The following is a 13,373-nucleotide window of genomic DNA, read 5'->3' on the forward strand; positions in this document are numbered from 1 at the left end:
TAGTCGCCCAACAGGTATGGAACCGATTGGGTAGACCACGAAAGGCGTGAGCCTTGCGTGCCCGGTTCGACCGGGAGCTGGACCACAACACCTCAGGGGGATCGTTGGGCACGCAGTCCAGCGATGGCGCGTTTCTGCAAGCGAATAAAACCGTCCACTTGAGGAGCAGCAGCGATGAACCGGATCTACCGCAAGGTGTGGAGCAAGGCGTTGGGGCAGTTGGTGGTGGCGTCGGAGTTGGCATCGTCCAGCTCGGCCGGTGTGGTCATGGATGAGCGTCGCAGCTCCAGTGTTCGCCTGCAGGCCTTGTCGGTTGCCATTGCGTTGGGCCTGGGGGCAAGTGCCTGGGCCACCGTGGTGCAGGCACAGTCGGTTGAAGTGGGCGGTAACGCGCAATGCATGGTGTTGGGCAGCGCAACGCTGGTTGACTGCGCCATTGCCAATGATGCGGATGCGTCCGGCGCCAACGCGGTTGCCATTGGTGCAGGCACCGTGGCCTCGGCAGACAACAGCGTGGCGCTCGGCGCCGGTTCGATAGCTGATCGCGCCAACACCGTCTCGGTGGGCTCGGTGGGCGGCGAACGCCAGATCAGCAATGTGGCCGCCGGCACTGCCGGCACCGATGCGGTAAACCTGGACCAGCTCAATGCCGCCGCCGATGGCGCGTTGCTGGCCGGTCGCTACTTCAAGGCAAATGGCGCTGCCGATGGCAGCGACGATGCCGTTGCCAGTGGTGCGGGTGCAATGGCAGCAGGTGTTGGCTCGCAGGCCACCGGTGTTGAAAGCACAGCGGTTGGCAACAACAACGTCGCAGCCGGTGACTACTCCAGCGCTGTCGGTTATGTGAACACCGCAAACGGCACCAACAGCTCGGCGGTAGGCAACTTCAACCAGGTTGATGGTGACAACAGCAGCGCATTCGGCTCGGGCAATCTGGTGGACGGTGCCAACGCCATCGCGTTGGGCAGCAACAGCATCGCCAGTGGCGAAGGCAGCGTGGTAATCGGTGATGGCGCTTATGCCGCCGCCGACAATTCAACCGCGGTGGGCTCGGGCAGTGTCGCCAGTGAAGTGGGCAGCACAGCCAACGGCAGCGCTGCCGAAGCATCGGGTGCCTATGCCACGGCGCAGGGCAGCCAAGCGCTTGCATCAGGCCAGCAGGCGACGGCCAATGGCTTCCGCGCCGAGGCCAGTGGTCGTGGCGGTACCGCGGTGGGCAGCTACAGCGTTGCCACGGGTGACCTGTCATCGGCAGTGGGCTATGGCGCTGAAGCCAGCGGCGACTATGGTGTTGCGATGGGCCTTGGTGCCTCGGCATCTGCCAGCAGCACCACCGCTGTGGGCGACTCGGCGGTTGCCTCGGGCGAAGAATCCACTGCAGTGGGCGGCACCACCTTCGGTGGGCTGATCACTGCCCGCGCATCGGGTACCGGCGCCTCGGCGTTCGGCAACGGTGCCTGGGCGACTGCGGAGTACGCAACGGCGATTGGTTTCAACAGCTGGGCCGATGCAGACGACGCCACTGCTTTGGGACAAAGCGCAACCGCCGCGGCTGCGAACAGCGTCGCCATCGGTGCCTACTCGCTTGCCGATCGCGAAAACAGCGTGTCGGTTGGTGATGCCGGTGCCGAACGGCAGATCACCAATGTTGCCGCAGGGACGGAAGATACCGATGCGGTCAACAAGTCCCAGCTCGATGCCGTAGCGAGTGTGGCCGAGAACACCAGCAAGTACTTCCAGGCAACCGGCAGTGCTGACAGTGATGCCGGCGCGCTTGCCGAAGGCGATGCAGCAACGGCTGCAGGCGAGGCCAGCAACGCGATCGGTGACGGCGCCTCGTCTTACGGCAACGGTGCCAATGCCCTTGCCAACGGCGCGACGGCCGTTGGCCAGAATGCCCTGGCCACCGGCCAGAACAGCGCAGCGCTTGGCCAGAATGCCGAGGCAACCGGGCCGGCTGCGGTCGCGGTGGGCGGCAATGCGGTGGATGAAGAGGGCAACGCACTGATCACCTTTGGCGGCCAGCCGGTCACCACCGGTGCCACCAGCGCCGGTGTCGGCGGTACCGCAGTGGGCGCCAGTGCCAGTGCCGAGGGCTTTGCGGCGACGGCAGCGGGCGTCGGCGCATTTGCCCAGGGCGCGCAGTCCTCTGCATTTGGTGCCGTGTCCAACGCAACCGGTGATTACAGCACCTCCGTCGGCAGCCAGAGTGCAGCATCAGGTACCAGCAGTGTCGCCGTTGGCGGGCCGGCGGATCTGATCCCGGGTTTTGGCTTCTTCGTTGACACCCAGGCCAGCGGCGAGGTTTCCACGGCGGTCGGTGCCGGTGCCATTGCATCCGGCGACTACTCGTTGGCATCGGGTGCCTTGAGCGAGGCTTCCGGCAGTGAAGCCACAGCGGTCGGTTACTTCGCCTACGCACCTGGCGACAACGCCAGTGCACTCGGTGCCGAGAGCTGGGCCAGTGGTGCCAACAGCACGGCGGTCGGTTTCTACAGCACCAGCCGTGGCGCCAACAGCACCGCGTTGGGTGCGGACGCTACCGCGGCAGCCGCCAACAGCGTTGCCTTGGGCGCAGGCTCCCTGGCTGATCGCGCGGACTCGGTATCGGTAGGCGCTGAAGGTGCCGAACGGCAGATCACCAACGTTGCCGACGGCACCAAAGGTACCGACGCGGTCAACAAGAACCAGCTGGACGAGGTGGCTGCAGTCGCCGAGAACACCAGCAAGTACTTCACCGCGACCGGCAGCGACGATAGCGATGCCGGTGCCTTGGCCGAAGGCGACAACGCCACCGCAGCCGGTGAAGCGGCCAATGCCATCGGTAACGGCGCGTCTGCTTTCGGCAGCGGCGCCAACGCGATTGCCGACGGTGCAACCGCGGTAGGCATGAACGCGCTGGCCAGCGGCCAGAACGCGGCGGCCTTCGGCCAGAACGCACAGGCCATGGGCCCGGGTGCGGTGGCTGTGGGTGGCAATGCGGTGGATGCCAACGGCGATCCGCTGATCACGGTAGGGGGCGAGCCGGTGCAGACCGGTGCCACCAGCGCCGGCGTCGGTGGCACCGCCCTGGGTGCCAGCGCCAATGCCGAAGGCTTTGCCGCCACTGCTAGCGGTGTGGGCGCCCTGGCGCGCGGCGATCAGTCCACTGCCAACGGCGCGGTCGCCAACGCGCTGGGTGACTACAGCACGGCAACCGGCTCGCAGAGCTATGCCGAAGGCGTGGGTACCACGGCGGTGGGCTTCAACGCTGCCGCCTACGAGGACGGCAACGTCGCAGTGGGCCGCAACGCATCGGCGCTGGGTGAAGGCAGCCTGGCGATCGGTGATGGTGCCGAAACCGGCTTTGGGTTCTTCGGTATCGGCTCGACCAATGCGGTCGCGATTGGCAGTGGCAGCTGGGCGTTCGGTGACGATTCCACTGCGGTCGGTGCGGGGGCATGGGCCGTTGGCCAGGGTACGACCGCTGTTGGCATGGGCAGTGAGGCCAGCGGTGAAAACTCGGTGGCCCTGGGTGCCGGTTCCGTCGCCAGTCGCGACAACGTGGTGTCGGTGGGCGACGAGGGTGCAGAGCGGCAGATCACCCATGTCGCTGACGGAACTGAAGCTACCGATGCAGTCAACAAGGGCCAGTTGGATGAAGTGACCGGCTCGACCAAGTACTTCGCCGGCACCGGCAGTGCGGACAGCGACGCGGGTGCCTATGCCGAGGGTGACAATGCCACGGCCTCGGGCGAGGCAACCAACGCCATCGGCAACGGCGCATCGGCCTACGGCAGCGGTGCCAACGCACTTGCCGACAATGCCACCGCGTTGGGCACCAATGCGTTGGCCACGGGCGAGGGCAGCATTGCGTTGGGCTTGAATGCCAATGCCGCCAATCCGAACAATGTTGCCATCGGCACCAATGCGAGTACCTCTCAGGGAGCTTTCCTGGCCATCGGCGCTGATGCCAGCGCCCAAGGCCTGTTCGCCGCGGCGATTGGTGCCGATGCACAGGCCGCAGGCCTGGCCGCTACCGCCATCGGCAATTCGGCCTGGGCGACCGGGCGTGAGTCAACCGCCGTGGGTTTTGCCGCTACTGCTGACGCATGGCAAGCCGTTGCTGTCGGTAGTGGTGCCTACGCAACGTTCTTCGGAACGGCTGTTGGTACCTCGGCGCAGGCTGCCGAAGTTGCCACCGCGATGGGCCAGAACGCCATCGCCGGCATCGCCGGCTCGGCGTTCGGCGTGCAGACGCGGGCAGGCGAGGGTGGCGTGGCGGTGGGCAACAATGCCACCACCGGCCAGATGGGCGTGGCCGTCGGCGTGAACTCGCTGGCCGGCCAGGACTTCTACAGCGTCACCGAGGGCAAGAACACCACCGCGGTGGGTGCAGAAGCCTGGGCCACCGAGGATGGCGCAACGGTCGTGGGCTACAACAGCTACGCGCAGGCGCAGAACGCCGTGGTCCTCGGCTCCAATGCCTGGACCAGCAAGGATGCCGAGAACAGCGTGGCACTGGGTGCGGGGTCGTTTGCTGACCGCGCCAACACGGTGTCGGTCGGCGCGGCCCAGGAATGGACCGACGCGGCGGGCGTAACGCATGCCGCCATTGATCGCCAGATCACCAACGTCGCTGCCGGTACCGAAGGCACCGATGCGGTGAATGTGGATCAGCTCAATGCCGCTGCGGAAGGTGCCTTGTTGGCCGGGCGCTACTTCAAGGCCAACGGCGCTGCCGATGGCAGTGATGACGCGGTTGCCAGTGGCGAGGGTGCGACCGCTGCCGGCGTGGGTTCGGAGGCCAGCGGCGTGCAGAGCACGGCCGTAGGTAGCTACAACGTTGCGGCCGGTGACTATTCCAGTGCGGTTGGTTACGTGAATACCGCCAATGGCACCAACAGCTCGGCCTTCGGCAACTTCAATCAGGTTGATGGCGAGAACAGCAGCGCATTCGGCATGGCCAACCTGGTCGATGGTGCCAATGCAATTGCGCTGGGCAGCAACAGCGTGGCCAGCGGTGACGGCAGTGTGGTGATCGGTGATGCGGCATTGGCCGATGCCGACAACGCGGTAGCCGTTGGCTCGGCCAGCAGTGCAAGCGGCGATAGCAGCACGGCCATGGGTGCAGGTGCTGACGCATCCGGTGCATTTGCCACCGCGCAGGGCGCCGAAGCAGTGGCCTCCGGTCAGCAGGCGCTGGCCAATGGCTTCCGCGCCGAGGCCAGCGGCCGCGGCACCACCGCGGTGGGCAGCTACAGCGTTGCGTCCGGTGATCTGGCCTCGGCGGTTGGCTACGGCGCCGAAGCCTCGGGTGACTATGGCGTTGCAATGGGCCTGGCCGCATCGGCCTCCGGCGCCAGCACTACGGCGGTCGGTGAATCGGCAATCGCGTCGGGTGATGAGGCCACGGCGGTCGGTGGTACCACCTACGGCGGGCTGATCAGCACCGAAGCCTCGGGCACCGGCGCCTCCGCGTTTGGCAACGGTGCGTGGGCGCTGGGTGAGTACGCAACGGCGATTGGTTTCAACAGCTGGGCCGATGCGGACAACTCCACCGCCTTGGGCCAGAGTGCAGTTGCTGCTGCGGCCAACAGCGTGGCCTTGGGCGCAAACTCTTGGGCGGATCGCGACAACACCGTGTCGGTGGGTGATGTGGGTGCCGAACGGCAGATCACCAACGTTGCCGATGGCACCGAAGGTACCGACGCGGTCAACAAGAACCAGCTGGACGAGGTGGCCGCAGTCGCCGAGAACACCAGCAAGTACTTCACCGCGACCGGCAGCGACGATAGCGATGCCGGTGCCTTGGCCGAAGGCGACAACGCCACCGCAGCCGGTGAAGCGGCCAATGCCATCGGTAACGGCGCGTCTGCTTTCGGCAGCGGCGCCAACGCGATTGCCGACGGTGCAACCGCGGTAGGCATGAACGCGCTGGCCAGCGGCCAGAACGCGGCGGCCTTCGGCCAGAACGCACAGGCCATGGGCCCGGGTGCGGTGGCTGTGGGTGGCAATGCGGTGGATGCCAACGGCGATCCGCTGATCACGGTAGGGGGCGAGCCGGTGCAGACCGGTGCCACCAGCGCCGGCGTCGGTGGCACCGCCCTGGGTGCCAGCGCCAATGCCGAAGGCTTTGCCGCCACTGCTAGCGGTGTGGGCGCCCTGGCGCGCGGCGATCAGTCCACTGCCAACGGCGCGGTCGCCAACGCGCTGGGTGACTACAGCACGGCAACCGGCTCGCAGAGCTATGCCGAAGGCGTGGGTACCACGGCGGTGGGCTTCAACGCTGCCGCCTACGAGGACGGCAACGTCGCAGTGGGCCGCAACGCATCGGCGCTGGGTGAAGGCAGCCTGGCGATCGGTGATGGTGCCGAAACCGGCTTTGGGTTCTTCGGTATCGGCTCGACCAATGCGGTCGCGATTGGCAGTGGCAGCTGGGCGTTCGGTGACGATTCCACTGCGGTCGGTGCGGGGGCATGGGCCGTTGGCCAGGGTACGACCGCTGTTGGCATGGGCAGTGAGGCCAGCGGTGAAAACTCGGTGGCCCTGGGTGCCGGTTCGGTCGCCAGCCGCGACAACGTGGTGTCGGTTGGCGATGAAGGTGCCGAGCGGCAGATCACCAATGTCGCCGCTGGCACTGAAGGGACCGACGCGGTCAACAAGAACCAGCTGGATGAAGTGGCTGCGGTGGCGGAGAACACCAGCAAGTACTTCACCGCCACCGGTAGTGATGACAGCGACGCAGGTGCGTTGGCCGACGGCGACAATGCCACGGCTGCAGGCGAGGCGGCCAATGCGACCGGCAACGGCGCATCGGCCTTCGGCAGCGGCAGCTCGGCAGTCGCCGACAACACCGTGGCGGTTGGCCAGAACAGCACGGCCAGTGCCAACGGTGCAGTCGCGGTAGGCGGCATGGGCCAGGCCTACGACGAGTACAACTTCGCGTTGCAGAACCCCGATGGCACGCCGTTGCTGGTGGCAACCCAGGCAGGTGAGAACGGTACGGCGGTGGGCTCCGGCGCGCAGGCGACCGGTATCAGCAGCTCGGCATTTGGCAGCGGTGCCCAGGCCTACGGCAACGACACGTTTGCCGCCGGCATGAAGTCGCGTGCGGCGGGTGATTGGGCCACTGCGGTGGGTAGCAACGCCTGGGCCAAGGTGGATAACGCAACCGCCGTGGGCGGCTATTCGTGGGCATTGGAAGACGGCGCAACCGCCCTGGGCGCGTCTGCATGGGCGACCGGCGCCAATGCAACCGCGTTGGGCGTGGGCTCATGGGCCGATGCGGTCAATGCCATCGCGATCGGCCCGAACACCTGGGCCAATGGAACCAGTTCCATTGCAATGGGTGTGGGTGCCTTGAGCACTGGCAACAACGGCATTGCCATTGGTAACAGCACCTTGGCCGACGCCACCAACTCGATGGCGCTGGGGCGCGCATCGATGTCCTTGGCCAACAACGGCGTTGCGCTGGGCTTCCGTGCTTCGGTGTACGAGCAAGGGACGGATGCAGTGGCCATTGGCGCCAATGCCAAGTCCGACGCCGCCGGTAGTGTCGCGTTGGGCTCCGGTGCGTTGGCTGATCGTGCCAACACCGTGTCGGTGGGCGCCGCACAGGCCTGGACCGACGAGTACGGCGTAACCCACGCCGCCAACACCCGCCAGATCACCAACGTTGCCGACGGTACGGAAGCGACGGATGCGGTGAACAAGTCGCAGCTGGATGCGGTGGCCGACGCCGCCGGCGAAACCAGCAAGTACTTCCAGGCAAGCGGTGATGGCGTGGCGACCGCCAGTGGAACCAACGCGGTGGCCTCTGGTGCCGGCGCACTGGCCAGTGCCGAGCGTAGTACGGCACTGGGTGCAGCCAGCACGGCAAGTGCGAATGGAGCAACGGCAGTGGGCGCCGATGCCTCAGCGCGTGCGAGCAACAGCACCGCGCTGGGCCGCCAGACCTCGATCACCGCGACCAATGGTGTGGCTATCGGTTATGGCGCCTTCGCCAGCAATGGTGCGAACAGCGTGGCCATTGGTTCGGGTGCAGGGGTATCCGGGGCAAACTCGGTGGCCTTGGGCTCGGGTTCGCGAGCCGTCGAAGCCAACGTGGTATCGGTAGGTGGCGGCAACGGTACCAATGGTCCCGCCACGCGCCGCATCGTCAATGTCGGTGCCGGACGCATCGCCGAAGGCAGCACGGATGCAGTCACCGGTGGTCAGCTGCACGTGACCAACCAGCGCGTGGGTGCGGTGGAAACCCGCGTCACTGACATCGATGGCCGTATCGGCAGCATCGAGGGTGTCACCGCCAATGCAGTGACCTATGACGACGCCAGCCGAGACACGCTGACCTTGTCGGGGGCGACGGGCACCCGCCTGGACAATGTGGCTGCGGGCAGCATCGCGGCCGGCAGCATGCAGGCGATCAATGGCGGTCAACTGTTCCAGTCGCTGGGCAACATGGCCAGCTTCCTGGGCGGCGGTGCCGGCGTGGGCATGCAGGGCATGTTCGTTGCCCCAACCTACGTGATACAGGGCAAGAGCTTCAACAACGTAGGCGCCGCACTTTCCGCGTTGGACAAGCAGGTCACCTCGATCAACAGCCAGTTGGCCAAGGGGAACGGCAATGGCAACGGCAACGGCAACGGCAACGGGAATGGCAATGGCAATGGCAATGGCAATGGTCCCAGGAATACCGGCGCCGCCACGACCGATACGCCGGTAACGCCGACCGCTGCCACGGGTGGCGTGGCCATGGGTGATCAAGCCAAGGCCAATGACGTCAAGGGCACCGCTGTCGGCAACAACAGCTATGCGCACGGTCCCAACGACACTGCGCTGGGCAGCAATGCGCGTGTCGATGCCGACGGCAGCACGGCGGTGGGGGCAAACACGCACATCTCGGCGGCAGCCACCAATGCCGTCGCTGTGGGTGAAGGTGCCAGTGTCACTGCGGCGTCTGGTACGGCCATCGGCCAAGGTTCGAGCGTGACCGCACAAGGGGCGGTGGCGCTGGGGCAGGGTTCGGTTGCTGATCGTGCCAATACCGTGTCGGTGGGCAGCGTCGGCAGTGAGCGGCAGATCACCAACGTGGCGGCCGGTACCCAGGCCACGGATGCCGTCAACAAGGGCCAGCTGGACAGCGGCATCGCATCGGCAAACAGCTATACCGACAGCAAGTTCGGCAGCCTCAACGACAGCTTCAGCGGGCTGCGCAATGACATGGACAACCGCTTGCGCAATGTCGACCGCCGTATTGATCGCCAGGGTGCGATGAACGCGGCAATGCTGAACATGGCCACCAGTGCCGCCGGTGTGCGTACCCAGAACCGCGTCGGCGTGGGTGTGGGCTACCAGAGTGGTGAATCGGCGTTGTCGCTGGGCTACCAGCGTGCGATCAGCGACCGAGCCACGGTCACCATCGGTGGTGCGTTCAGCAGTGATGACAGTTCGGTAGGTGTGGGTGCCGGCTTCGGCTGGTAACGCGTCTCGGTAAATCGCCTCCGTCCGCTGCGACGGAGGCATCCGGGTTCATTGCCAGCGATCGTGGGGTCCCCCGGCAACACGAGCAAGGCGAGCCAGGACGGCAAGGCAGTGCAGCGTTGAGGTTCCATCCCTGTTCTATTTAGACGAGAGATCCGACATGAAGAAGAAGACCCAGCTTGGTGTGGCGATTGCCGGTGTCGTACTGATGGCTTCGATCGGCGTACCTGCCGCATCTGCTGCCGGAATTGGACCTGCAAAGGTGCGTGGCATCAGTTCTTCCACCGTGGACGTCAGTGGCAGTTACCGGTTCGTGGTGAAGTACCGCGCCGGTGCAAGCGAGTTGCGCGACACTGCCACCCTCAATCGCGGCCTGGGCGCTGCAGCTTCGCGTGCCGGCCTGGATCGTGCCGTGGCCAAGACCTCGCGCTCGGCCGCGCAGCCTGCAGCCAGTGCCACCCTGATGCGCCGCATGGCCGCCCCGGGTTGGAACGTCATCAAGACCTCGCGCGCCCTCAACGCGCAGGAAGCGGCCAACTTCGTCCGTGAGCTGAAGGCCAACCCGGCGGTTGAACGTGCCGAGATCGATCAGATGTACCAGCGTCTGGCGGATATCTCGCCGTCGATGACGCCGACCGATCCGAACTACGCGCAGTACCAGTGGAACTTCTCCAACGCCACCTCGGGCGTGCGCGCACCGCAGGCCTGGGATATCTCGCAGGGCGAGGGCGTGGTGGTGGCCGTGATCGATACCGGCATCACCCAGGGCAACCCGGACCTGCAGAACAATGTGATCCCGGGCTACGACATGATCAGTGACAAGCGCGTGTCGCGTCGTGACACCGATGCCCGCGTGGCCGGTGGCTGGGATCTGGGCGACTGGGTTGAAGCGAACTACTGCACTGGTTGGGCCACCACCGATCCCCACGCTGCCGAGGACAGCTCCTGGCACGGCAGCCACGTGTCCGGCACCGTCGCCCAGGAAACCAACAATGGCAAGGGCTTGGCGGGCCTGGCCTACAAGGCCAAGGTGATGCCGATCCGCGTGCTGGGTTCCTGCGGTGGCTTCGGCAGCGATATCTCCGACGGCATCATCTGGGCCGCCGGTGGCGAAGTCCCGGGCCTGCCGCTGAATACCACCCCGGCCGAAGTCATCAACATGAGCCTGGGCAGCCGTCAGCCCTCCTCGTGCCCGGCCGAGTACCAGGACGCCATTGACCTGGCCAACAGCAAGGGCTCCATCGTCGTGGTTGCAGCAGGCAACAGCAATGGCAATGCCGCCAGCTACACCATGTCCTCGTGCAACAACGTGATCAGTGTCGGCGCGACCGGTTACACCGGCGGCAAGGCCAGCTACTCGAACTACGGCGCACGTGTTGACCTGTCCGCGCCGGGCGGCAACGGCGTCGAAGGCACCCCGAACGGTTACATCTGGCAGGTGATGAACGGTGGTGCCAAGGGCCCGGAAGCCGACAACTGGGTCCTGGGCGGCATGGGTGGCACCTCGATGGCGTCGCCGCACGTGGCTGCCGCCGTGGCGATGGTGCAGAGCGTTGTCGATACGCCGCTGACCTGGACGCAGATGCGTGATCTGCTCAAGCAGACCGCAACCCCGTTCCCGGTGGCCATCCCGGCCTCCACGCCGATCGGCGCCGGCATCCTCAACATCAATGCCGCACTGGTGAAGGCGACCACCCCGCCGTGTGATCCGAATGTTGACGATTGCGGCCCGGTGGCAACGCCGTTGACCAACAAGGTGGCGGTGACTGGCCTTGCGGGCAGCGCGGGCAGCGAAGCGGTTTACAGCTTCCAGGCCGAGGCCGGCAAGGTGCTGACCTTCATGACCTATGGCGGCTCGGGTGACGTGTCGCTGTATGTAAGCTTTGATGAGGTGCCGACCAGCAGCGAGTTCGATGCCAAGTCCACCCGCGCCGGCAACAGCGAAACGGTGCGCGTGAACAAGCCGGTCGCAGGGACGTACTACGTCAAGGTGGTAGGCGCTGCATCGTTTGCAGGCGTGAGCCTGGTCGCACGCCAGTAATCCTGTCGCGGTAATCGGAAGGAACCCCGGCTTGGCCGGGGTTCCTTTTTTTTGAAGTAATGCGCGTTCATGTGCACGGCTCGGCGGATCGAACTGCTAAAGTTCGGCCAACACAGGAGGATTGCGTGAACGCGGTAGCCCACGACGCCCAACTTGCGCCAACGCCTGCCGAACGCATCGTTACCGAGCTGCTGGCCCAGGGCCGCCTGAAGGATGCGGACCTGTCACGCGCGCGGCAGTTGCAGCGCGAGTCAGGCGGTGACCTGCTGGTGTTGCTCGCCCGCCTGGGGTTGGTGTCCGAACGTGATCACGCCGAAGCCTGCGCCAAGGTGCTGGGCCTGCGGCTGTTGGCTGCACGCGAGGTACCGGAACATCCGCCAGAGTTGGTGGAAGGGGCCGAGCCGATACCGCAGCGTTTCCTCAAGCAGTTCCAGGTGCTGCCGCTGGGCGAACAGCGCGGACGCATCCTGCTGTGGATGGCCGACCCCCAGGATGCCTATGCCATTGATGCCATCGCCCTGGTAACCGGCTGCAAGGTCGCCCCGGTGGTGGGCCTGCGCAGTGAAGTGGACGACGCGATCGAGCGCTGGCATGGGCAAGGGCGCAGCGCGATGGGCACCATCCTGGAAGCCGCCGATGGCGAGGTGGCGCCCCTGGACGACATCGAACACCTGCGCGACCTGGCCTCGGAAGCACCGGTGATCCGCCTGGTGAACCTGGTGATCCAGCGCGCGGTGGAGTTGCGCGCCTCGGACATCCATGTCGAGCCGTTCGAGAACCGGTTGAAGGTGCGTTATCGCGTCGACGGCGTACTGGTCGATGGTGAAAGCCCGCCGGTCAACCTGACCGCGGCGGTAATCAGCCGCATCAAGATCATGGCCAAGCTCAACATCGCCGAGCGCCGCCTGCCCCAGGATGGCCGCATCATGCTGCGCGTGCAGGGCAAGGAGCTGGACCTGCGCGTGAGCACCATGCCTACCGCGCATGGCGAGAGCGTGGTGATGCGTCTGCTGGATCGCGAAGCGGTGGTGTTCAATTTCCAGCGACTGGGTTTCAGCGAGGATTTCCTGCCGCAGTTCCGCAAGGTCCTGGAACAACCGCATGGCATCCTGCTGGTCACCGGGCCCACCGGGTCGGGCAAGACCACCACGCTGTATACGGCGCTGAGCCAGCTCAACACCGACAAGGTCAAGATCATCACGGTCGAGGATCCGGTCGAATACCAGTTGGAGGGCATCAACCAGATCCAGGCAAAGCCGCAGATCGGGCTGGACTTTGCCAATGCCTTGCGCGGTATCGTGCGCCAGGACCCGGACATCATCATGATCGGCGAAATGCGCGACCTGGAAACGGCACGCATCGCCATCCAGTCAGCGCTGACCGGTCACCTGGTGCTGTCCACGCTGCACACCAACAATGCCGCAGGCGGTATTACCCGCCTGCTCGACATGGGTGTGGAAGATTACCTGCTCACCTCCACCATCAACGGCATCCTCGCCCAGCGCCTGGTGCGCAGGCTGGAGCCCAGCCATGCGCAGCGCTACCCGGCCTCGGCCGAAGAGATCGAACGCTTCAGCCTGCGCCGCTATCAACCGACGGGCGAGATTTTCCTTTACCGCGCGCAGCCCTCGGCACTCGCACCTACCGGCTACAAGGGCCGCACCACCATCGTCGAGTTCCTGGTGATGGACGATGCGTTGCGCAACGCGGTGATGCGCAAGGCTGGCATGGGCGAAATCGAGCGGCTGGCGCGCGCGGCTGGCATGCGCACCATGTACGAAGATGGCATCGCCAAGGCATTGCGTGGCGAAACCACGCTGGAAGAAGTACTGCGGGTAACGGAGGACGCATGAGCCATCGCCTGCAGCCG

3 protein-coding genes are annotated in these 13,373 nt (G+C 65.7%); all 3 read left to right on the plus strand.

The annotated features are described in order from the left end of the window. Positions 1-174 precede the first annotated feature (174 nt). Positions 175-9,462: an ESPR-type extended signal peptide-containing protein gene (locus RT460_RS03185; protein WP_313317118.1), complete on the plus strand. Its 9,288-nt coding sequence runs from the start codon at positions 175-177 to the stop codon at positions 9,460-9,462. A 160-nt stretch (positions 9,463-9,622) separates the two neighbouring features. Then, positions 9,623-11,503, plus strand: coding sequence for a S8 family serine peptidase (locus RT460_RS03190; protein ID WP_313317119.1), 1,881 nt, complete (start codon positions 9,623-9,625; stop codon positions 11,501-11,503). 125 nt (positions 11,504-11,628) lie between these two features. Continuing rightward, positions 11,629-13,356 carry a type II secretion system ATPase GspE gene (gspE, locus tag RT460_RS03195; RefSeq protein WP_313317120.1) on the plus strand — a complete coding sequence of 576 codons (1,728 nt, stop codon included), beginning with the start codon at positions 11,629-11,631 and terminating at the stop codon, positions 13,354-13,356. Positions 13,357-13,373 lie beyond the last annotated feature (17 nt).

This window comes from Stenotrophomonas sp., from assembly GCF_032061965.1.
GTDB lineage: Bacteria > Pseudomonadota > Gammaproteobacteria > Xanthomonadales > Xanthomonadaceae > Stenotrophomonas.